Here is a 21,693-nt window from a genome sequence, read left to right on the forward strand (position 1 = left end):
AATGGTGGTTCCGCTTCTGTTCGCTATTTCACTTTGTGCCATGAATGGGAGCACAGAGCGGGAGTGCAGAGTTTTTAGATGTTTTTTTGAAATGCCATGAGAGAAAGAATTCAGTAGGGCAATATTTTTCACTTTCTTGCTTCTAATGTTCGTTAACGCACAGACCGTAGCCGCCGGCACAGGCATTCTGTGTCCAGACGCTCAGGATTCGTGGTGTTCTGGTATAAAAATTGCCAAGAACTTAACAATCCGGGCTACCGGCAATCGTTTAAAAGGAGTATTCAAATGCATGCAATGACTCAGTCTCACGTGAAGAGCGAATTAAAGGCAGCGCACCAGGAACTTCGTAGCCCCGAAAAAGGCTCGCAAATGGTAGAACGCGCAGCACCCATCCCCCCGGAACGCATGAATCCCATTTCCATGGCACCGATCGAGCGCGTGCGTTCGACGTCGGCCACCCTGCGCCGCATTGAAAACATGCAAAAGCTGATCGGCGAATTGTCGCTGCACGAGATGCTGGCCGACGAAATCGCGTGGTTCCTCAAGTTTTCGCCATCGGGCGCCCGCAAATACATCCGCGACCTGCGCGAAGCGGGCGTGATCGAACTGGCCCGCTATATCGAAGGCACCGCCACCTACCTGGGCAAGGCAGTGTACCAGCTGACGCCGGATCCTGAGCGCGTGCGCGCCTTCCTGGCCGCCATCGTTCAGCCAAAACGCGAAGGCGCGCCACCGCGCAAGGACCGTCCAGGCCTGCGCGAGCAAAGCATGGCAGGCAGCGGCCGTCACTTCCACATCCTGGCCGATGACACGCATTACGCCATCCGCGTCAACCGCGGTCCCGTGACGCGCGATCCCCTGGTTGCCGCCCTGTTTGGTGCGCCGCAGCAAAAGGCCGCAGAATAACGCTTGACCAAACCTCGCGCGGCGTGCGGCCTGCGATGCTCACCGTACTAGAGTACGGTTGCGCTTCTTAGCCACAAATCATCGCCGCTCGCTACGGTTTTGTCAGGCGTTGGAACGTTGTAATGAAAGAATGAAAGCCGGGTTACAACCCGGCTTTTGGCGTTGGAGCCGGCCCTTTGATCTTGGCGGATTGAAAAGATGTTAATCAACCCCATGTGGGCTGGACTGCCCGCCCGTCCCGATGCGGGGTTCATTCGAAGGAGCTTGTCCTTGTCTGCCTACGCCGCCTTGTTATCGTGTCCGCCCCTGCCTTGCCTGAAACGGGCCGCCGCATGAATCCGCTGCTGTGGATCGCCCTCGTCACGGCCGTCATCGTCTTTTCACTGTGGTTTCCCCGCTGGCGCTTGAAGCGGGCCTTGGCGAAACCCTTGCCGGCAGAAGGCTTGGCTGTGCTGGAAAATAATATTCCCGTCTACCGGCATATGCCGGCGCCGCTGCAGGAGCAATTGCGCCGTCTCGTCGTGCAATTCCTGTATCAAAAGAAATTCGTCGGTTGCGGCGGCCTGGAGATCACGGACGAGATGCGCTATACGATCGCCGGCCAGGCTTGCTTGCTGCTGCTGAACCGCCAGACGCAGGTGTATCCCGAACTCGACACCATCCTCGTGTATCCCACGGAATTTATCGTCACGCGCGATGAAGTGGGGCCGGGCGGCGTGGTGACGCCATCGGCGAATGGCTTGCTGGGCGAATCCTGGGGCGATGGCCGCGTGGTGCTGGCCTGGGACCACGTGCAGCGGGGCGCGGCCGACTGGAGCGATGGCCACAATGTCGTGCTGCATGAGTTTGCGCATCAGCTCGACAGCGAATCGGGCGCCGCGAATGGCGCGCCCTACCTGCCCAGCGTGTCGAGCTATCGCAGCTGGGCCACCGTGCTGTCGCGCGACTTCGACAACTTGCGCCATGACGCCATGGTCCAGCAGCAAAGCGTGATGGACCATTACGGCGCCACGAATCCCGCCGAATTCTTTGCCGTGGCGACGGAAACCTTCTTTGAAAAGCCATACCAGATGGCCGAGCACCACGAGGAGCTGTACGCGCAATTCTTGCAGTACTACAAGGTCGACCCGCGCGACTGGATGGCGCCGCCCGTGGAAGCCGAGCACATGGCCCCGCCGTTCCCCAACTACGCGCCGCACTGGTAAGTTTGGCTTTAACTCAACAACATCAGCCCAGCAGCCGCTGTTTCAGCGCGGGATAGCTGCTGCGCGACACGGGGATGCCCGTGCTGGTCTGCGTGTCGAGCGCATATTTGCCGCCTGCCGCGATCTGCAGCCGCTTGAAACCCAGGCTGTTGACGATGTAGGAGCGGTGCACGCGCAGGAAGTGGGGCGGCAGCAGGGCCATGAGCTTGTCGATAGGCAAGTCATGAAAACACTGTTCGCCGTTGCGCAGAACGATATTGCTGTAGTGGCCGTCGGCTTGCACGTGGTCGATGTCGGCCATGGCGATCCATTCCAGGGAACCGCGCTTCTTGACGGCCAGCGAGGCCGCCTCCGTGTACCTTCCCGTATAGCGTTGCAGCGCCTTGTGCAGGCGTTCGCGGCTGAAAGGCTTGGCGACGAAGTCGAGCACGCCAAATTCGAACGCCGTGATCGAGCGTTCCGCGTGGGCCGAGACGATGATGGTCTGGAACGAAGCATTTTGGGCCAGGCGCAGCAGGTCGTAGCCGTCCGCGCCATGCAGGTTCAAGTCCAGCAGCAGCAAGTCGATCCGGTCCTGCCCCTGCTCCTGCGCCAGGGCGGCCAGGGCTTGCGGCACATTGTCATGCAGCGCCAGCGCCGTCAGGCGCGCGCCGAAATGCGCGCGCACCTCGCGTTCGAGGCCTTGCGCGATCAGCGGTTCATCTTCCAGTATCAAGACATTCATGGCGCCGCCGGCAAGGTAAAGGTGAGGCGCCAGCCCGTTGGCTGCTGTTCGCTCGCATAGCGGGCCATATCGCCGAACACGGCGTGCAGGCTGGCGCGGATGTATTGTTCGCCCACGCCGCCGCCCGCGTGCGGGCGCGCCTCGCCTGCGGGCAGGATCAGGGTAAGCACCTGCGTTTGCGCATGTTGTGCGATGCGCAGGACAAACAGGGCGCCGTGGCGGTAGCGGTTGTGGCTGAACGCATTTTCCAGTGCCGTCAGCACGAGGGCGGGCGGCACGGTGATGCCCGCCGCCTCGCCATCGAGTTGCAGGCTGCACGGCTGTTGCAGCCGCGTGCCCATGATGCTCAGGTAATTCTCGCACAGGGCCAGTTCCTGCGTCAGGGCAATGCTGGGTTGCTGCGCGAATTCGTTGAGCATGCGCAGCTCGGCGCCCAGCGCCTCGATGAAGGTTTCGGCTGACTGCGGCGATTGTGCGTTGAGTTCGCTGATCAGGCTGAGGGAATTCATCAGGAAATGCGGTTGCATGCTTTTACGCAGGAGCTGGTTTTCCAGCTGCTGGGCACGTGCCGCCTTGCTGCGCTCGCGCAGCAGCTGCGCCAGCAATTGCGCGCACAGGGGCAGCAGCAAGAAGCACACGACGAGGGCGAAGCCGCCTTCGGCAAACTGGCTGCCCGTCAGCAGGAACAGCGCGCACGAGGCCAGCGCGATCAAGGTGCCGCCGCGGCTGCCCGGCAGGCGGCGCCACAGGGCGCCCAGGTTGAGCGCCAGGCTCGCTGCCAGGCCTGTCAGAAACATCAGCCAGCAGCGCGCGTCGAAATGCACGTGCAGCGCGCCGGCCAGCGCGATGCCCGCCAGCAACACTGCCGCCGCCAGCGGCCAGCGCGGCAGGCGGTAAGCCGTATAAAAATACAGGGGCAGCAAGGCGGAAAACAGCCACGTCAGGGCGCTGACGGCATACAGGCGCGGCATGTGCCAGGGATAGGCATAGCCGGTCAAGCTGCGCCAGAGTTCCACCACCAGCAGCAGCGCCGCCACCAGGCACAGCGCGGCAAACATGGCCCAGTGACGCTGCCGCTGATACAGCGCCGTGAGGGCCAGGAAGAGCGCTGCGACGGCGCCCAGCGCCCCGGCCAGGAGCAGTGGCGGCAGCCGGTACCAGGCCAGGCCCGCGCGGTAATCTTGCCGGTCGACCAGGTACAGCGCATAAAATGGCGACGCCAGGTGGGCCGGCACGTGTTGCGTCGACAGCAGCAGGCGCAGGTGGTGCTTGCCCATGGCCAATTGTTGTGGCGTCAGGTGGATGGCGAAATCGATGTCGCCCGCGCGTTCCCCGCTGGCCTGGCGGGCCGGCTGGCCATTGCTGCCGATCAAGACACCATCGAGCCACAGTTCGTTGGAAGCCAGCGCCGACAGCACCAGCAACTGCGTCGACGACGGCGTGGCGGCCAGGGTGACCTCGCGCTCCACGCACAGCAACAGGCCCGGCTGGACCAGCTGCTGCAGCGAGGCGGGTGCAGACGGGGTGTTGCCGCAGGTGCGCCAGCCTTCGTCCAGCCAGAGCGGATGCATGGCGCAGGCGAAAGAGGGCACGGCCAGGCAGCAAGCAAGGCAGTACCGCAGCAGGGAGCGGAAGAAGGAGGGCATGGCGGGCATTGTAGCTGCTCATGTGCTACTCCGTTGCTACCCCTTTGCAACATTTTCATCAGCGTCGGTGCCGTTCGTGCGGGCTGCGTGCATTTCGTGCACGGCCCGCCAACGGTGTGTGAAAGACATTTACCATGCATCAGCGCCGTGCTGTGCACACGGCCCTCACCATGGAATCATGACTATGCAAAGCAGCAAATACTACGGTTTCGCCGGCGCGCTGGCGCTGTTCTGCGGCATGGCGCAAGCCGCCTCCGCTCCCTCCGCTGGGCTGGCCGCGCGCCTGGCGGATTTCGATGGCTGGGCGGCCAGGCGCATGGGCGCGGACCGCATTCCGGGCGTGACCGTCGGTTTTAGCCAGGGCGACGTGGAATGGGTGAAGGGTTACGGTTATGCCGATCTGGAAAACCGCGTGCCGGCCACGGCCCGCTCCAGCTACCGGCTGGCGTCCGTCACCAAGCCCATGACGGCGGTGGCCATCTTGCAACTGGTGGAACAGGGCAAGATCGACCTGGATGCGCCCGTGCAAACCTATGTGCCGTACTTCCCCGTCAAGCCGTTTCCCGTGACGGTGCGCCAGCTGCTGGGCCACCTGGGCGGCATCGACGCCTATCGCGATAGCCGCGTCGAGCAGCATTTCAAGGAACATAAGGACACGCGCCAGTCCATCGCCGTCTTCGAACAGTTCGACCTGATCGCCGAACCGGGCACGCGCTTCCGCTACACCAGCTATGGCTACAACTTGCTGGGCGCCGTCATCGAGGGCGCTTCGGGCGAAAGCTATGGCGGCTACATGCGGCGCCACGTGTGGGGGCCGCTGGGCATGGACGCCACCGTGCTGGATGACCCGGACGCCGTGATCGCGCACCGCGTGCGCGGCTACCGGCTGGCCGGCAAGGAGTTGAAGAATTCCGAATTCGTCGACATCAGCAGCCGCTTTTCCGCCGGCGGCACGCGCGCCAGCGTGCCCGACATGCTGGCCTTCGGCCGGGGCGTCCACGACGGCAAGATCCTGTCGGCGGCCAGCGTGGCCGCCATGGTGCAGCCGATGGCCACGCGCGCGGGCCGCTTGACGAATTACGGCATGGGCTGGGAAATCCTGCCGACGGGCGGGCGCTACGCCATTGCCCACAGCGGCCAGCAGCCGGAAACCGTCACCTACCTGTACAGCTTTCCTTCGCGCAAGCTCACCATCGCCGTCGCCGCCAATCTCGAGCGAGTCAATCCCGAGGCCTTCGTGCAGCGCCTGTTCGAAGTGGTCACGGGCGAACCGTGGCAGCTGAACACGTATATTGCCGATGCGAGCGCGCAGCGCGCTTACCAGGTGGCGCAGGGCCTGTTCGAGGAGGGCAGGGCGTATGCCGAGCGCACGGATCAAGCATATGCCGATGCCGCCACCACGCGCGAGGCATTTACGCAAATCAATCTGCAAGCGCTGGCGCCCGATGCCAAGGCGGCGCGCGCTTATATCGATGCGGCCCGCCATCCCGCAGGCGGCCGCGTGTTTCTCACGGCTGGCGCCAGCATGGCCGGGGCATTGCTTCAGTCGGGCGTCGACCTGAGCAAATACTCGCGCGGCGGCGCGCTGGCATTTGCGCGCGACTATATCCTGTTGTCGCAAGGTACAAAGGCCGGTGCCTTGCCGCGCTTCGACCCCGCCTTCGAGCAAGCCATCGTGGCCCTGGCGAGCAGCTGGGACCGCACGGCCGCCATCGCCTGGCCGGCCGCACCCGCCTCCGCCTCCGCCTCCGCCTCCGCCTCCGCCTCCATCGCCGCACTCGATAGCCAGCTGCGCACGGCTTTCCGCGGCCAGCGCGCCTATCCCGATTTCGTGCCCGAACTGCAGGAACTGGCGCAAGCGTCGTCCGCGCGCGGCGAGGCGGATACGTCGCTGGCGGCCAGCCGCCTGGCTGTGGAGCTGTATCCGCTCAGCGACCGCGCGCATGCGCTGCAAGGCTTGACCCTGCTGCGCGCCGGCAAGACGGAGCCTGCCCTCGCCGCCCTGCGCCTGGCGCTGGAGCGCGACCCGCTGGGCGCGGCCAGTCCTGCGGCGCTGAACCTGGAAGCCTACCGTTTGAAAGGTGGCGGCGCCGTGGCGCAAGGCATGGCCGTGCTGCAGGCGGCCGTCAGCCTGCATCCGCGCGACGCGAATCTGCAGGACAGCCTGGCCGAGTTTTATGTGGAGCAAGGCTTGCGCCCACAGGCGGTGGCCGCCTATCGCCAGGCGCTGCAGCTCGACCCCCGCTATCCGGGCGCCGTGGGGGCAAAAGCGGCGATCATTCGCTTGGGCGGCGAGACGAAGGCGCTGGCGCCTTAGTTGATGTCTTCGCTGATGCCTTAGATGAATTCTGCATAAACATGGGTGAAAAGATTCCTTTTTGGAAATAAGCGTGCCGCGGTCTAATGGCGGCATTCATTGTCCACCAGAGGAATTCCATGCAGACCCGTCTTCATTTCGCCGCGCTTCTTTTCACCTCCATCGCCTTCACCCAGGTGGCGCAAGCGGACCAGTTGGCCAGTATCAAGGCGAAGGGCGAGCTGGTCTGCGGCACTCTGGGCACGGATGAACCGAACAGTTTTATCGACGCCAAATCGCGCCAGCTGGTCGGCTATGAAGTGGACCTGTGCCGCGCCATCGCCCAGGGCCTGGGCGTCAAACCGGTGATCAAGCAGCTGGCCGTGGCCGCCCGCATTCCTGAATTGCAGCAGGGCCGCATCGATATCCTGACGGCATCCCTGACGCACAACAAGGAACGCGAAGCGCTGATCGATTTTTCCCTGTCCACGTTTTACACGGGCCAGCGCGTGCTGGTCAAAAAAAGCAGCAATATCACGACGGTTGCTGGCCTGGCCGGCAAGAAAGTGCTGACCGTCAAGGGCGGCACGCAGGAACCGAATATCCGCAAGGCCGTGCCCGGTGTGGATGTGGTGACGTTCGAGACGGCGGGCCAGGCTTACTTGGGCTTGCAGCAGGGCAAGGGCGTCGGCTATGTCGACGATGAAGTCTCCTTGCTGAATAACTACGCCAAGCTGGGCGCCGCGCAAAAGGATTACATTGTGCTGCCGCAAAACATCAGCCAGGAAGTGTTTGCCTTCGGCATCCGCAAGGGCGAGACGGGCGTGAAAACAGCCGTCGACCAGGTGCTGCGCGGCCTGGAAAAGTCGGGCGAGGCAGAAAAGCTGTTTTTCAAATGGTATGGCCCGACGAGCAATGTGAAATTCCAGAAGCGCACGTTCAAGATCGAGTCGGACAAGATCGACGCCTAAGCAAACCTACTGCGCGGCTCGCTTTGCGGCCTGCGATGCTCACCGTGCTCCAGCACGGTTGCGCTTCTTAGCCGCAAATCACTGCCGCTCGCTACGGTTTTCTTAGGCATCAATGATATTTCACCATCATGCTCCAATTTGATCTGAACTTTTTGCTGGCCGGCGACTACCGCGACTGGTTGCTGTCCGGCCTGCTGCTGTCATTGCAACTGATGGGCATTACCTTGCTCTTTTCCCTGCCGCTGGCGTGCGGCGTGGCAATGCTGCGCCTGGCGCCGTCGCGCCTGCTCAAGGGGCTGGGCGCCGCGTATGTCGAGCTGATCCGCAATGTGCCCTTGCTGGCCCACTTCCTGTTCTGGTATTTCGGCGCGCCCGAATTGTTGCCGGACGCCTGGAAGGAGCGCTTGTATGCCGGCAATATCGAAGCCGTCAGCGCCGTCACGGCCCTGACTTTATATACGGCCGCCTACATGGCGGAAGACATCCGCAGCGGCATCCGCGCCATACCCGCCCAGCAATTCGAGGCGGGCAGGGCGCTGGGTTTCAGCTTTCTCGCCACCATGCGCCTGTGCATCGTGCCGCAGGCGCTGCGGCTGGCCGCGCCGCCGCTGTTGTCGCAAACCCTGAACCTGTGGCAAAACACCAGCATCGCCACCGTCATCGGCGTGGCCGAGCTGATGTACCAGACGCAGCGCGTGGAAGCGGCCTCGTTCCGCAGCGTGGAAGCATTTGTCTTCGCCAGCGCGGCGTATCTTGCCGTTTCGCTGGTGATCGCGGGCCTGGCGGCCTTGCTGCAAAAGAAGGTGTCCTGATGCTGGAACTGATCCACGATTACTGGCTGTATTTCCTCGTCGGCCGCTATCCCGAGGGACCGCTGGGCGGCCTCGCGCTGACGGTGCTGCTGGCCAGCCTGGCGCTGGTGCTCAGCTTGCCGTTCGGCTTGCTGCTGGGGCTGGCGCGCCTGAGTCCCTGGCGGCTGCTGCGCTGGCCCGTCGCCGCGCTGATCCACGTGGTGCGGGGCATTCCCTTGCTGCTGGTGATCTTCTGGGCGTATTTCTTCCTGCCCAGCATCACGGGTCACGAAAGCGGGCAGTTCGGCACCATGCTGGCGGCCCTCGTCATCTTTGACGGAATTTATCTGGCGGAAATCGTGCGCGCCGGTGTGCAAGCCGTGCCCAAGGGGCAAGTGGAGGCGGCCCGTTCCCTGGGCTTGACATACCTGGACAGCATGCGCCAGGTCGTCCTGCCGCAGGCGCTGCGCCACATGCTGCCGTCATTGGTCAACCAGTTCGTCTCGACCATCAAGGAAACCTCGCTGGGATACATCATCGGCCTGGCCGAAGTGTCGTTCATCGCTTCGCAAGTGAACGGCCTGGTGCTGACGAAACCCGTGCAAGTATATTTCCTGCTGGGCATGACCTATTTTGTCTTGTGTTTCAGCCTGTCGCGCGCTGCCTTCTGGCTCGAACGGCGCCAGGCGCGTCTCTTGAAAGCGGCTGCATGATCAACTTTGACAACGTCAACAAATACTATGGCGACTATCACGCCTTGAGCGGCATCAATGAGCACGTCGCCAAGGGCGAGGTGCTGGTCGTGTGCGGGCCGTCCGGCTCCGGCAAGTCGACCTTGATCCGCACCATCAACCGCCTGGAACCGATCGCATCGGGCCGCATCACGGTGGCGGGCCAGGACATTTATGCGCCGGGGCTGGACGTGAATGCCTTCCGTTCGCATATCGGATTTGTTTTCCAGCAATTCAACCTGTTTCCCCATCTTTCCGTGCTGGACAATTGCGCGCTGGCGCCGCAGCGCTTGCGCGGCCTGACCCGGCGCGAAGCGGAAGAGCGGGCGCTGGCCCTGCTGGAACGGGTGGGCCTGGCGCACAAGGCGCGCGCCATGCCGTCTGCCCTGTCGGGCGGGCAGCAGCAGCGGGTGGCCATCGCCCGCGCGCTGGCCATGCAGCCGCCGCTGATGCTGTTCGACGAACCGACCAGCGCGCTGGACCCGGAAATGGTGGGCGAGGTGCTGCAAGTGATGCGCGACCTGGCGCAGGGCGGCATGACGATGGTGTGCGTGACGCACGAGATGGGTTTTGCGCGCGAAGTGGCGGACCGGGTCTGGTTCATGGACCATGGGCAAGTGCTGGAACGGGCCACGCCCGGCGAATTCTTTGCGCGGCCGCAACATGCGCGCGCACAGCAATTCCTGTCGGATATCCGCAGCCCCTTCAGCGCGTCTGCTTGAGTGAGCATATGATTGGGCATGGGAGTAAGCGGCTGTGTGCGTAAGCGAACGGTATCCTGGCGTTGTCTGGCGCACGCTATCGAGGCGGCGCATGGTGCGCCAGCAGCCGACGAGGAGGGCCGTATCATGTCACGCATCATCGCAGGTCATTTTCAGTTGCAGGAGCAGATCGACGTCGCGCGCGCCGCCCTGAACCAGGCGGGCTTTTCCGACAGCCGCATCAGCGCCTTTTTTGTCAACCAGCCGGGGCAGCATGATCTGCATGCGCTTGGCGGCGACCGCGACATGTCGCCGGGCGCGAAGGAAACGCCGGAGGGCGTGGTGGAAGGCGTGGCCGTCGGGGCCGCCGTGGGCGCGGGCATCGGCGCGGTCACCACCCTGGCGACGGGGCCGCTGGGCCCGGTGGTGGGGGCGCTGGTGGGCGCCCACGTGGGTTCGCTCTACAGTTTCAATAAGATGAAGGACGCGGGCGAAGCCGAAAAGAATGGCGAAAGCAATGGCGAAAACCGCCGCCAGCCACGCCATCCGGGCATGCTGATCGCCGTGGCGCTGGGCGGTCTCGACGAGCGCGAACGGGCTCTCGAGGCGCTGCACCGGCTCGGCGCCGAGCATATCGAGGAAGCGGAAGGCACGATCGCCAATGGCGACTGGCATGATTTCGATCCGCTCAGCATTCCCGTGCTGGTGGCGTGAATCGGCGCGCCAGCCGTGCAATATGCATAAATGCCGCGCTGCATGAAATTTAGGTATGATCCTTGTTAGTATTCGTAATTATTGGTAAACAATGCCGACAGGGATAGTTTCCGCGCGCCCGAAGTGACACTGGACCAAGGTGACTGCCTGTAGTACTTGCCTCGCATGCTAACGAGTATGGATAGGAGGTCGCGTCATGACACAGGCATGGTTCATTCTGACACGGGCCGATGGGCGCGACATCTGTGCGCCCTCGCCGGCACAGTTGGCCGATGCGCTGGCCGAGGTCTACCGCGGTGGCGGCGTCGCGCCGGACGGCAGCCCGGCCGCCGTCCTGTTGCGCTTTGGCTACGACGATGGCTTGATGTATCAGGTCGAAGTCGCTAGCGGAGGCGAAGTCACTTTCGAGGAATGGTCGGACCGCGATTGCGAAATCGCCCTCGCCAGTCCGCGCCACATGTCGGCCCTGCCGCAGGGCGACGCCCTGCAACTGTGGCAGTGGCTGGCGCAGCGCCAGGTGGCGAAGATCCGCAGCCTGCCATGGCAGGGCGGCTAGCCCGCCGCTTTCACTCGTCCCTAGTGCGCCATCAGCACGGGGATGGTCATGCTTTGCAGGATCGTGCGCGTGACGCCGCCGAGAATCGTTTCGCGCAGGCGCGAATGGCCATAGGCTCCCATCACCAGCAAGTCGGCCGACAGGTCGGCTGCCTGCGACAGCAGCGCTTCGCCGATATCGCCGCGCCGCACGCCCCCGCCATCGAGCAAATGCAGCCGTGCTTCCACGCCGTGTCGCGCCAGGTAGTGCGTCAGTTCCGCGCCCGGCTGTTCGCCATGTTCGGCCGCGTGCACCTGGGCATCGAAGATGGCCACGTGGACTTGTCCGGCGCGTTGCAGCAGGGGCAGGGCGGCGCTCACGGCGCGGCTCGCTTCCTTGCTGGCATTCCAGGAAATGAGCACATTGCGCGCCGCTGCCGGCGGCGCCAGCAGGGGTAGCGGCGGCGCATACGGCACGATCAGCACGGGACGGCCCGAATGCAGCAGCACATAGGCGGGAAAGTCGCGCATCACGGACGGCGATTTATCCTTGGCATTGTATTGGCTGATGACGACCAGGTCCGCATAGCGGGCCAGCAGGCTGATGCCGCCCGCCGCCTCGTCGTCGAGCACGCGCTGTTCGAACGAGGCGACGCCGGCCGCGCGCACCTGCGCCTCGAAACCGTCGAGGGCGCGCGTCGCCCGTTCCCGCAGGAAATTCAAATGCAAGCTCAGGTTCGGATCCGCATCGAGGTCGGGCTGGTTCTGGTACAGCAGGCGCGACACGCCCGTCAGCGCCACGCCCGTCAGGTGGCCGCCGCACGCCTGGGCGATGCTGGCGGCCGCTTCGATGCGGGCGGCGCGCCCGGCGCTGTCGTCGATGTGGAGCAATACGGTCTTGTATGTCATGGCCTGTCCTCTCGCTGTGCAGTAATGGCCATTCTGGCACAGTCCGGGGTGCCGGCCGCGCACGACTGCGGCCGGTGCTTGCCGCCTCAGCTCATGGCGATGATGATGATGTCGGCGTCGCAGTTACGGTAGTGAATCACGATGACGATGATGCGCCGCAATTGCGCCGCCTTTTGCGCCACCTCCGGCATGGCGCGGCTGGCGCGGTTCTTCATCGTCACCTGCACTTGCGAGGCATCGCTGACGGGGATGCCCATGGCTTTCAGTGCCGCTTTCGGATTGGCCATCAGGGCCAGCGCATGCTGTGGATCGAGCTCCGCCTGATGCACCGATTCCACGTCGCTCGTGCCGGGATTGATGTCGTTGAACAAGTCCCTCAATGCTTCTGTGTCGTCCTGGATTTCCATCGCGTTCTCCCTGTGAGTCTTACCTTCAAGCAAAGTCTGCACGGCTTGCCTGTCGAGGTGCCATCACCTCACGGCTGAGTATAATTTTGACAATTTTTCATGCATGGATGCAGCGCAGGCAGACGCTGCAATATGCGGGCTCAGCCTTTGATATGGCGCAATGCCGCTTTCAAAAGTGCCACTTACACTTGATCCCACGCAGAACAACCATAACAAGCGGGAGAGACAGCAATGAATGAGCAAAAAGTAGCGCTGGTCACGGGTGGCATGGGCGGCCTGGGCACGGCCTTGTGCCGGCGCCTGCATGCGGCGGGCTTTGCCGTCGTGGCGGCGCATACGCCGGGCAATGCCCGCGTGGAAAGCTGGCTCGACAAGCAGCGGTCACAGCAGTATTATTTTCATCCGCTGGCCATCGACGTGGGCGATTTCGATGCCTGCAGCGACGCCGTGGCAAGCGTGCTGGCGCAGTTCGGCCGCATTGACGTGCTGGTCAATAACGCCGGCATCACGCGCGACCAGAGCATGCGCAAGATGGAATTGCCGCACTGGGCCGAGGTCATGCGCACCAATCTCGACAGCCTGTTCAACATGAGCAAGCAGGTGCTCGAGCCGATGCTGGCTAACCGCTGGGGCCGCATCATCAATATCTCGTCCGTCAATGGCCAGAAGGGCGCGTTTGGCCAGTGCAACTACGCGGCGGCCAAGGCGGGCGTGCATGGCTTCAGCAAGGCGCTGGCGCTGGAAGTGGCGCGCCACGGCATCACCGTCAACACGGTGTCGCCCGGCTATCTGCGCACGCAGATGGTGACGGCCGTGCCGGCCGAGATCCTGGAAACGAAGATATTGCCGGAGATTCCCCTGGGCCGATTGGGCGAACCGGACGAGGTGGCGGCCCTGGTCGCTTATCTGGCGTCCGACGAGGCGGCATTTGTCACGGGCGCGAATATCGCCATCAATGGCGGACAGCACATGAGTTGATCCCGCGTGCAGCTGGATACGTGAAGCAGGGCAATGGCAGTAGAGGAGACCCGTCCATCCAGCCGGCGCACAGACGCTGGCGGGGGCGGCTGGCAGCATGGTCGTCACGCTGGAAAACAGGGGGCAGGGCAGCGATGCCTTGCCCTTTGTCGTGGCGCAGCCGTCATGGCACTGTCACGCTACTCAGCGCTGGGCTTTTTCCAGCCGCGTCTGGCAATCGATGCACAGGCGCGCTTCGGGGCGCGCGTTCAGGCGCGACAGGCCGATGGCTTCGCCGCAGTTGTCGCACAGACCGTAGCTGCCATCGGCAAACTTGGCCAGCGCGTGCTTGATGATGGCCAGCTGCGCCAGGTTGTGTTCGGCCGCTTCGCTGACGAGGGCGTTCAAGGTGCGCACGCTGGCGTTGTCGGCCGGCGAGGCTTCGATTTCATTGAGCAGCGAGGCGCGCGCGTCCGCTTCCGCCGTTTCATTCTCGATCTGTTCCAGCAACGCCAGCTTGCGTTGCTCCAGCACGCCCTGCAGACGCTGCAGCTGGTCTTGCGGCAATCCATTCATGGTTGTCACCCGGTAGAGGTTACTTCCATTATGGTAGTCCAAGATTGGCGACTCTGCTTGCGCTACCACCCGCGCCGCGTTTGACGCGGCGCAGGCTGGCAGCGGCCGTTCTATGCTGGTTCCTTGAGGCAGTTGACCATCCAGGCCACGCCGAACTGGTCTTTCAGCATGCCGAAGCGTTTGGCCCAGAACGTTTCTTCCAGAGGCATCTGGATGTTGCCGTCACGCGCCAGCGCGTCGAAGACCCGTTCCGCCTCTTCCGGCGTATCGACGGTCAGGCAGATCGCGCTGCCGCTCATGCCCTTGGCGCCATCGTCGCTGCAGCCGCCGTCCGAGCCCATCAGCATGGTCGGTCCCAGCTGCACGGAGCCGTGCATGATCTTGTCATACCAGTCTTCCTTGACCTGGTCCTGGCCCGGGCTGCCCCGATACGGCATCAGGCACAGGTCCGTGCCATGCAGGTGTTGGCGGTAGTATTCCAGCGCTTGCGCGCAGTTTCCATCGAATTGCAAATACGGTTCGATACGCATGTTGGTCTCCTCTGGTCATCGCCCCGCAGGCACGATTGCCAGGCGGGGCCGTCCCAGTATAGGCGCTCGCCGGCCGATTTCAATCAGTCCGACGCCATCTCTTGCAGCCGCTCACGCACCCTGCCCAGGGTGGCGAGGATGCGCTCGGGATTGCCGGCGAGGACGGCGCTGCCCAGGTGCAACAAGCTCGTCGCCAGGCTGATCCAGTGCCGCACGTCGTCGTTGCGGGCGATGCGCAGGCGCACCGTGTCGAGCAGGCCGCTGAGCTGGCGCTGCGCCGTTTCCAGGCCCGCCACGGTGTGTCCTGCGGCATCGGCATACAGCTGGTTGGCTTGCTGGCGCAAGGCCACTTCCAGGGCGAAGACGGCTTGCGCCTGGCTGTGGCTGATGCCATTGGCGCCCTGGCTGGCGCGCTTGCGGATGGCGCGCATGACGGCGCCGTGCAAGGTGACGGCCGCCTGCGACAGGCTGTCGGCCAGTTGCTCGACGCGCATGGCGCTGCTGAGAGCCGCTTCGCGGCGTTCGCTGCTGCTGCCTACCGATCCGTCCATCTTGCCTCCGTGGTGGTGAGGGTGGCAGCGAGCTGCGCGTGTTCGCGACCCAGTGCCGCCAGTTGCCGGCGCGCCAGGGTATGGCGCAGGCCAACCAGGCGGTATTCTTCGATTTTGCTTTGCTGCATGTTTTTCGCCAGCACGGCCAGCAGGCGCTGCTGCGGCGTGTCCGCATAGGCGATTTCCACGTCGAGCAAGCCGAGCACCATGTCGCGCTCGTTATCGCCGCTTTTGTCGTACAGCGCCAGCAAGCTGTCGAGCGCGGCCAGCAGGGCTTGCAGCGGCGCGTCGCCCTCGTGCAGCACTTGCGCCAGGTGCGCCTGCTGGCTGGCCGCGCCGCCCAGGCGCGACAGTTGCTGCAGCAGCAAGGTGTAGGCGCTGACATGGCGGTCGTCGATGCCGCTGCCGGGCCAGGCGCGGATGGCGGCACCGGCGCCGGCCAGTTCGGACTGCGCGTCATACGCATCGGCATCGGCCAGCCGGCCCAGCGCCTGCAGGTACAGGCGCACGGCCTGCGCCATGCGCGCCACGTCCGCCTGCGCGGCGCGGCGCTGCGCATCGAGCAGGCGTTCGCGCGCATCTTCGGCCGGCGACAGATAGGGGCGGGCGCGCTGATAAGTGTCCACGTGGCGCTGCGACAGTTCGTTGAAGGCGGTCAAGGCATCGGTGCCGGCGGCCAGCGCGCGCACTTGCGCCAGCTCGGGGCGCGAAGTGGTGCAGCCGCACAGCACGGCAGCCAGGAAGAGGTTCAGGTACAGCTTCAGGCAAAGGGCGCGGCGATGGCGGGCGGGCAAGTTTGACACGGCACCTCTCGACAGGAAATACTGTATGGAAAGGTATTGTCGTGCCGGCCTGCGCCGCCCGCCTTGTGCGGGCGCAAGCGCGCTGCGATCAGGCGCCCAGCGGGCCCGCTGTGCCCGTCAATTGCTCGCGCCAGCCCAGTCCCGCGACGGTATCGCTGGCGGGGCGGTATTCGCAGCCGACCCAGCCTGCGTAGCCGACCTGGTCGAGCAGCTTGAACACATGGCGGTAGTTGATCTCGCCCGTGCCCGGTTCGTGGCGGCCCGGCGTATCGGCGATCTGGATATGGCGGATCAGGGGCAGCATGGCGCGGATGGTGTTGCTCAGCTCGCCCTCCATGCGCTGCATGTGATAAACGTCGTATTGCAGGAAGATATTGCTGCGCTGGCAGTCGGCGATGATGTCGGCCGCCTGCTGGCTATGGTTCAGAAAGTAACCGGGCATGTCGTAGCGGTTGATGGGCTCGATCAACACGTTGATGCCATGCGGACGGCAGGCGTCGGCCGCAAATTGCAGGTTGCCGATCAGGCTTTGCCGCGCCCGCTCCAGGCTCATGCCGGGCGGCACGATGCCGGCCATGCAGTGCAACTGCTTCGCCCCGAGCGCCAGCGAATAGTTGAGCGCCAGTTGCACGTTGCCGCGAAATTCCTCGCCCCGGCGCGGATCGCAGGCAATGCCCCGCTCGCCGTGCTCCCAGTCGCCTGGCGGGAAGTTGAAGACGGCCAGCTGCAGCTGGTGGCGTTCCAGCCGCATGGCGATCTGCCGCGCCTCGACGGCATAGGGGAACAGGAATTCGACGGCATCGAAGCCCGCTTCCCTGGCGGCGGCAAAGCGGTCGAGGAAGGGCAGTTCGGTAAACATCATGCTGAGGTTGGCAGCGAAGTTCGGCATGGCAGCACGCAGGTGAGGACGATGGATACTATCCTAGCCCAAATCGGCAAATGGTGGCGTGCATGAAAAAACCGTTCCAGAAGCAAGTCCTGGAACGGTTTTTATCGTCTTTTTGATAAAGACAAACGCTGCCTGAAAGCGTAGCGAGCGGGAGTGATATTGCGTCGAGTCGCGCAGCCGTACAAGAGTACGGCGAGCAACGCAAACGCAATAGCGCCCCGCGCAGTAGCTTTCAGGCCGCGTTTTAGCGGCCGCGGCCGCCGGATCTGTGGTTCGCCGCGGAACGCGGCGCATTGCCCGAACGGTTGCCGCCGCCACCGCCGCCCGATGGGCCGGCGCTGCGTGGCTTGGCGCCGCTGCCGCCGGTTTTCACGCGCACGACGGCGCCGGCTGGCGCGCGGCTGTTGTTGCGGTGGCCGCCGGTGCCGCTGCGCAATTGCACAGGCTGGGCGCGGGCGTTCAGGTCGGGCTCGAAGCCCGGGATGACTTCGCGCGGCAGGGTTTGCTTGATCAGCTTTTCGATGTCTTTCAACATTTCGTGCTCATCCACGCAGACCAGCGACACGGCTTCGCCCTTGGCGCCGGCACGGCCCGTGCGGCCGATACGGTGCACATAGTCTTCCGGAATGTTCGGCAAGTCGTAGTTGACGACGTGCGGCAACTGGTCGATATCGATGCCGCGCGCGGCGATGTCGGTGGCGACCAGCACTTGCAAGGTGCCATCCTTGAACTCGGACAGCGCGCGCGTGCGTGCCGACTGGCTCTTGTTGCCGTGGATGGCCAGGGCGCCGATGCCGTCCGCGCCCAGTTGCTCGACCAGTTTATTGGCGCCATGCTTGGTGCGCGTAAATACCAGCACTTGCGTCCAGTTGTTCGACTTGATCAGGTAGGACAGCATCGGGTGCTTCTTGTCGCGGTCGACCGGATGGATCTTTTGCTTGATCACTTCCACGGTCGAATTGCGGCGCGCCACTTCGATCATGGCTGGCTTGTTCAGCAAGCCGTCGGCCAGGGCCTTGATCTCTTCCGAGAACGTGGCCGAGAACAGCAGGTTCTGGCGTTTTGGCGGCAGTACGGCCAGCACTTTCTTGATGTCACGGATGAAGCCCATGTCCAGCATGCGGTCGGCTTCGTCCAGGATCAGGATTTCCACTTTCGACAGGTCGACGGTGCCCTGGCCCATATGGTCCAGCAAACGGCCCGGCGTGGCGACGAGGATGTCGACGCCATGCTTGAGCTGCTTGATTTGCGGGTTGATGCCGACGCCGCCGAAGATCACGGTCGAGTTCAATTTGGTGTACTTGCTGTAGGCGCGCACGCTTTCCTCGACCTGCGCGGCGAGTTCGCGCGTCGGGGCCAGGATCAGGGCGCGGATCGGGCGCGTCGAGGTGTTGCTGGTGATGGACGCGCCATTGGCGTCCGTCGACAGGCGGTGCAGCACGGGCAGGGTAAAGCCGGCCGTCTTGCCGGTACCGGTTTGTGCACCGGCCAGCAAGTCGCCGCCAGCCAGCACGGCGGGAATCGCCTGCGACTGGATCGGGGTCGGCACGGTGTAGCCGTGTTCGGTAACGGCACGTACGATAGCGTCGGACAATCCGAGGGAGGAAAAGGACATGGTAACTTTATTGTGAGATCGGCCTGTCGCCATCGTGGGGCGCCAGTCGCAGGCAATCAGATTAGGGGTCGAAAGACAGCGGCAAGGGGACTGGTCATATGTGCCGCACACGCGAAGTATAACAGCCTGGCAAAAACGCGCCTGTTTTGTTTCAGCATTGCAATGCCGCAAGTAAAGAAAAGGGTGCCTAGTCGTCGATCTCGTCGACGGTGTAGCGCACGCCCTGCGCATCGAGCCAGGCGCGCAGGGCTTCAAGGCCGTGCCACGGGTCCGGTCGCAGGTGCTGGCATATATACAGGCCGGCGTCCGTCAGCCTGGCGTCCGTGTCCGGCATGGCGCCTGATGCCGGCGGCAGCGCCGCCAGCAGCGGTGCGATGTGCTGGCGCTGTTCCGGCGTCAGGCTGGCCGTGACCCTGAATTCAAATCCCATGTTTTCTCCTGGATGCGCGGGCAGCTGCCGCGGTTATTTTTCATCATCGAAAAAATCGAATATAGCTTCGCATTCTTTCCGTTTTTGTTTTCAAAGTATCTCGTCCATACTGCATAGCACTGGCCCGGCACACACAGCGTGACGCAAGGGCAGGAGCAGAAACACCATGCAACGACATCTTTTTTCATGTTCAGTTATTTTCACTAAGGAAAACATCATGCCTATCGCCACCGCCCAAGCCGCACAAAAACTGCTGACCCCTAACGATCATACCCTGATCATGATCGACCACCAGTCACAGATGGCGTTCGCCACCCGTTCCATTGACCTGGCCCTGCTGCGCAACAATGCGGCCCTGGTGGCCAAGGCGGCGGCGGAATTCAAGGTGCCGACGATCCTGACGACGGTGGCAGCCAAATCGTTCTCCGGCCCTATTTTTGACGAAATCCAGTCCGTCTTCCCCGAACAGGCGCCGATCGACCGCACCAGCATGAATACCTGGGAAGATGCGCGCATCGCCGACAAGGTGAATGGCTATGGCAAGGGCAAGATCGTGCTGGCCGGCCTGTGGACCTCCGTCTGCATCGTGGGACCAGCCCTGTCGGCGCTGGAGCAGGGCTTCGAGGTCTACGTGATCGCCGACGCCAGCGGCGACGTCTCCGACGAAGCGCATGCGATGGCCATGCAGCGCATGATACAGGCGGGTGCGCAGCCGATGACGTCGGTGCAATACTTGCTGGAACTGCAGCGCGACTGGGCCCGTGGCGAGACCTACAACGAGACGGTGGCGACGGCCGTGGCGCACGGCGGCGGCTATGGCCTGGGCCTGATCTACGCCAAATCCATGTTCAACGCCAGCGAAGGCCATTGATTGTTCACTGAGCCCGGTTCCGCTGCCTGCCGGCGGGACCGTGTTTTCACCTGATTCGGGAGTTCCCATGCACGCAAACACGATCTTGCTCAATGGCCGTTTCCATACGGTCGACAGGACGCAGCCGCTGGCGTCCGCCGTCGCCATCGCCGATGGCAAATTTCTCGCCGTGGGCGACGTTGAAGACGTGATGCGCCATCGCGGCCCCGCCACGCAGGTGATCGACCTGGATGGCCGCACGGTGATTCCCGGCCTGAACGACTCGCACCTGCACCTGATCCGCGGCGGCTTGAACTACAACCTGGAGTTGCGCTGGGAAGGCGTGCCTTCGCTGGCCGACGCCTTGCGCATGTTGAAAGAACAGGCGCTGCGCACGCCGAACCCGCAATGGGTGCGCGTGGTGGGCGGCTGGACGGAATTCCAGTTCGCGGAAAAGCGCATGCCCACGCTTGATGAAATCAACGCGGCCGCGCCGGACACGCCGGTCTTCATCCTGCACCTGTATGACCGCGCCCTGCTGAACCGCGCGGCCCTGCGCGCCGTCGGCTACGACAGGAACACGCCGAACCCGCCCGGTGGCGAAATCGTGCGCGACGGGGCCGGCAACCCTACCGGCTTGCTGATCGCCCGCCCAAACGCCATGATCCTGTATGCGACCCTGGCGCAAGGCCCCAAGCTGCCGCTGGAATTGCAGGTGAATTCCACGCGCCAGTTCATGCGCGAATTGAACCGGCTCGGCATCACCAGCGCCATCGACGCGGGCGGCGGCTTCCAGAATTATCCCGAGGATTACGCCGTCGTCGACGAGCTGGCGCAAAAAGAGCAACTGACCATCCGCATCGCCTACAACCTGTTTACGCAAAACAAGGGCGCGGAATTGCAGGACTTCCAGAAGTGGACGGGCATGATCAAGCCGGGCGACGGCACGGACTTTTACCGGCATAACGGCGCCGGCGAAATGCTGGTGTTTTCCGCCGCCGATTTCGAGGATTTCCTCGAACCGCGTCCCGAGCTGGCGGCCGGCATGGAAGACGAGCTGGAAAAGGTCGTGCGCCACCTGGTCGAGCAGCGCTGGCCGTTCCGCCTGCACGCCACCTATGACGAATCGATCAGCCGCATGCTCGACGTGTTTGAAAAGGTCAACCGCGACACGCCGTTCGGCGGCCTCCACTGGCTGTTCGACCACGCGGAAACCATCAGCCCCCGTAATATCGACCGGGTCAGGGCGCTGGGCGGCGGCCTGGCCATCCAGCACCGCATGGCGTTCCAGGGCGAGTATTTTGTCGAGCGCTATGGCGCCGATGCCGCCAAGGCCACGCCGCCCGTGCAGCGCATGCTGGACGCGGGCGTGCCAGTGGGCGGCGGCACGGATGCCACGCGGGTGGCCAGCTACAACCCGTGGACGGCGCTGTACTGGCTGGTATCGGGGCGCACCGTGGGCGGCCTGGCCCTGACGGATGCGGCGGGCAGATTGTCGCGCGACACGGCGCTGGAACTGTGGACGGCGGGCAGCGCCTGGTTCTCGAGCGAGCAAGGCAAGAAGGGGCGCATCCGCGAGGGCATGCTGGCCGATTTGAGCGTGCTGTCGGCCGATTACTTCGCCGTGCCGGAAGAAGCGATCAAGTCCATCGAATCCGTGCTGACCATGGTGGGCGGCAAGATCGTCTACGGCCAGGCGGAATTTACCCATCTTGCGCCGCCCTTGATTCCCGTGCTGCCCGAATGGTCGCCCGTGCGCACGGTGCCGGGACACTACCGTCCCGTGGCCAGGCCGGCGCAAGCGCAAGCCATGCTGCCGCACCAGTGCGCGGGCGCCTGCGGCGTGCATGCGCATGCCCACGACCGGGCGCGCGCATCGGCCGTGCCGGTCAGCGATTTTTCCGGTTTCTGGGGCAGCTTGGGCTGCAGCTGTTTCGCCTTTTAGCGGCTGACCAGG

The 21,693-nt window shown here is 63.8% G+C and carries 23 protein-coding genes; 12 read left to right on the forward strand and 11 right to left on the reverse strand.

Annotated features, from left to right (window positions below; translation table 11 throughout):
- The first annotated feature begins 405 nt into the window (after positions 1-405).
- Positions 406-906 carry a winged helix-turn-helix domain-containing protein gene (locus CSQ92_RS01000; RefSeq protein ID WP_010396453.1) on the forward strand — a complete coding sequence of 167 codons (501 nt, stop codon included), beginning with the start codon at positions 406-408 and terminating at the stop codon, positions 904-906.
- A 332-nt stretch (positions 907-1,238) separates the two neighbouring features.
- The gene (locus tag CSQ92_RS01005) at positions 1,239-2,111 is read left to right on the forward strand and encodes a zinc-dependent peptidase (protein WP_099392989.1); all 873 of its coding nucleotides are present in this window, start codon (positions 1,239-1,241) and stop codon (positions 2,109-2,111) included.
- Positions 2,112-2,133: 22 nt separating this feature from the next.
- On the opposite strand, the gene CSQ92_RS01010 is transcribed toward CSQ92_RS01005, so the two are convergent.
- Positions 2,134-2,835: a LytR/AlgR family response regulator transcription factor gene (locus CSQ92_RS01010; protein ID WP_099392990.1), complete on the reverse strand. Its 702-nt coding sequence runs from the start codon at positions 2,833-2,835 to the stop codon at positions 2,134-2,136.
- A complete protein-coding gene (locus CSQ92_RS01015; protein WP_099394540.1) occupies positions 2,832-4,490 on the reverse strand; it encodes a histidine kinase in 1,659 nt (552 codons plus the stop codon). The genes CSQ92_RS01010 and CSQ92_RS01015 overlap by 4 nt, the downstream gene beginning before the upstream one ends.
- Before the next feature lie 175 nt (positions 4,491-4,665).
- On the opposite strand from CSQ92_RS01015, the gene CSQ92_RS01020 reads away from it, so the two are divergent.
- From CSQ92_RS01020 to CSQ92_RS01050, 7 genes are all read left to right on the forward strand, one after another.
- Positions 4,666-6,798, forward strand: coding sequence for a serine hydrolase (locus tag CSQ92_RS01020; RefSeq protein WP_180276905.1), 2,133 nt, complete (start codon positions 4,666-4,668; stop codon positions 6,796-6,798).
- A gap of 119 nt (positions 6,799-6,917) precedes the next feature.
- Entirely contained in the window at positions 6,918-7,748 is an 831-nt protein-coding gene (locus CSQ92_RS01025) for a transporter substrate-binding domain-containing protein (protein ID WP_034786287.1), read from the forward strand.
- 128 nt (positions 7,749-7,876) lie between these two features.
- Positions 7,877-8,560, forward strand: a complete 684-nt coding sequence (locus tag CSQ92_RS01030; protein ID WP_099392992.1) for an amino acid ABC transporter permease — start codon at positions 7,877-7,879, stop codon at positions 8,558-8,560.
- Positions 8,560-9,252 (forward strand): amino acid ABC transporter permease, encoded by a 693-nt coding sequence (locus CSQ92_RS01035; protein ID WP_034786282.1) that lies wholly within the window; start codon positions 8,560-8,562, stop codon positions 9,250-9,252. The genes CSQ92_RS01030 and CSQ92_RS01035 overlap by 1 nt, the downstream gene beginning before the upstream one ends.
- Positions 9,249-9,992, forward strand: a complete 744-nt coding sequence (locus CSQ92_RS01040) for an amino acid ABC transporter ATP-binding protein (protein WP_099392993.1) — start codon at positions 9,249-9,251, stop codon at positions 9,990-9,992. The genes CSQ92_RS01035 and CSQ92_RS01040 overlap by 4 nt, the downstream gene beginning before the upstream one ends.
- A gap of 126 nt (positions 9,993-10,118) precedes the next feature.
- Positions 10,119-10,685: a glycine zipper domain-containing protein gene (locus CSQ92_RS01045; RefSeq protein WP_070278622.1), complete on the forward strand. Its 567-nt coding sequence runs from the start codon at positions 10,119-10,121 to the stop codon at positions 10,683-10,685.
- 196 nt (positions 10,686-10,881) lie between these two features.
- Positions 10,882-11,241 (forward strand): hypothetical protein, encoded by a 360-nt coding sequence (locus tag CSQ92_RS01050; protein ID WP_034786275.1) that lies wholly within the window; start codon positions 10,882-10,884, stop codon positions 11,239-11,241.
- Between the two features lie 20 nt (positions 11,242-11,261).
- On the opposite strand, the gene CSQ92_RS01055 is transcribed toward CSQ92_RS01050, so the two are convergent.
- Positions 11,262-12,128 carry a universal stress protein gene (locus CSQ92_RS01055; protein WP_034786273.1) on the reverse strand — a complete coding sequence of 289 codons (867 nt, stop codon included), beginning with the start codon at positions 12,126-12,128 and terminating at the stop codon, positions 11,262-11,264.
- An 86-nt stretch (positions 12,129-12,214) separates the two neighbouring features.
- Positions 12,215-12,535 carry a hypothetical protein gene (locus tag CSQ92_RS01060; protein ID WP_099392994.1) on the reverse strand — a complete coding sequence of 107 codons (321 nt, stop codon included), beginning with the start codon at positions 12,533-12,535 and terminating at the stop codon, positions 12,215-12,217.
- A 231-nt stretch (positions 12,536-12,766) separates the two neighbouring features.
- Between CSQ92_RS01060 and phbB the strand changes: the two genes are divergently transcribed.
- Positions 12,767-13,513, forward strand: a complete 747-nt coding sequence (phbB, locus tag CSQ92_RS01065; RefSeq protein WP_099392995.1) for an acetoacetyl-CoA reductase — start codon at positions 12,767-12,769, stop codon at positions 13,511-13,513.
- A 183-nt stretch (positions 13,514-13,696) separates the two neighbouring features.
- Here the strand turns inward: phbB and CSQ92_RS01070 are convergent, their stop codons facing one another.
- The 7 genes from CSQ92_RS01070 to CSQ92_RS01100 form a co-directional block, all read right to left on the reverse strand.
- Positions 13,697-14,068, reverse strand: coding sequence for a TraR/DksA family transcriptional regulator (locus tag CSQ92_RS01070; RefSeq protein ID WP_034786267.1), 372 nt, complete (start codon positions 14,066-14,068; stop codon positions 13,697-13,699).
- A 110-nt stretch (positions 14,069-14,178) separates the two neighbouring features.
- Entirely contained in the window at positions 14,179-14,598 is a 420-nt protein-coding gene (locus tag CSQ92_RS01075) for a VOC family protein (RefSeq protein ID WP_099392996.1), read from the reverse strand.
- An 83-nt stretch (positions 14,599-14,681) separates the two neighbouring features.
- Entirely contained in the window at positions 14,682-15,149 is a 468-nt protein-coding gene (locus CSQ92_RS01080) for a hypothetical protein (RefSeq protein ID WP_099392997.1), read from the reverse strand.
- The gene (locus CSQ92_RS01085) at positions 15,134-15,952 is read right to left on the reverse strand and encodes a hypothetical protein (protein WP_143450255.1); all 819 of its coding nucleotides are present in this window, start codon (positions 15,950-15,952) and stop codon (positions 15,134-15,136) included. The genes CSQ92_RS01080 and CSQ92_RS01085 overlap by 16 nt, the downstream gene beginning before the upstream one ends.
- Positions 15,953-16,040: 88 nt before the next feature.
- The gene (otnI, locus tag CSQ92_RS01090) at positions 16,041-16,841 is read right to left on the reverse strand and encodes a 2-oxo-tetronate isomerase (RefSeq protein ID WP_099392999.1); all 801 of its coding nucleotides are present in this window, start codon (positions 16,839-16,841) and stop codon (positions 16,041-16,043) included.
- 244 nt (positions 16,842-17,085) lie between these two features.
- A complete protein-coding gene (locus CSQ92_RS01095) occupies positions 17,086-18,456 on the reverse strand; it encodes a DEAD/DEAH box helicase (RefSeq protein ID WP_034786262.1) in 1,371 nt (456 codons plus the stop codon).
- A gap of 187 nt (positions 18,457-18,643) precedes the next feature.
- Positions 18,644-18,886 (reverse strand): hypothetical protein, encoded by a 243-nt coding sequence (locus CSQ92_RS01100; protein ID WP_070278636.1) that lies wholly within the window; start codon positions 18,884-18,886, stop codon positions 18,644-18,646.
- A gap of 217 nt (positions 18,887-19,103) precedes the next feature.
- Between CSQ92_RS01100 and CSQ92_RS01105 the strand changes: the two genes are divergently transcribed.
- Together CSQ92_RS01105 and CSQ92_RS01110 are read left to right on the forward strand one after the other, a co-directional pair.
- Positions 19,104-19,757, forward strand: a complete 654-nt coding sequence (locus CSQ92_RS01105; RefSeq protein WP_092718713.1) for a hydrolase — start codon at positions 19,104-19,106, stop codon at positions 19,755-19,757.
- Between the two features lie 67 nt (positions 19,758-19,824).
- Positions 19,825-21,681 carry an amidohydrolase gene (locus tag CSQ92_RS01110; RefSeq protein WP_099393000.1) on the forward strand — a complete coding sequence of 619 codons (1,857 nt, stop codon included), beginning with the start codon at positions 19,825-19,827 and terminating at the stop codon, positions 21,679-21,681.
- Positions 21,682-21,693 lie beyond the last annotated feature (12 nt).

The organism is Janthinobacterium sp. BJB446 (assembly GCF_002735655.1).
Lineage (GTDB): Bacteria > Pseudomonadota > Gammaproteobacteria > Burkholderiales > Burkholderiaceae_D > Janthinobacterium > Janthinobacterium lividum.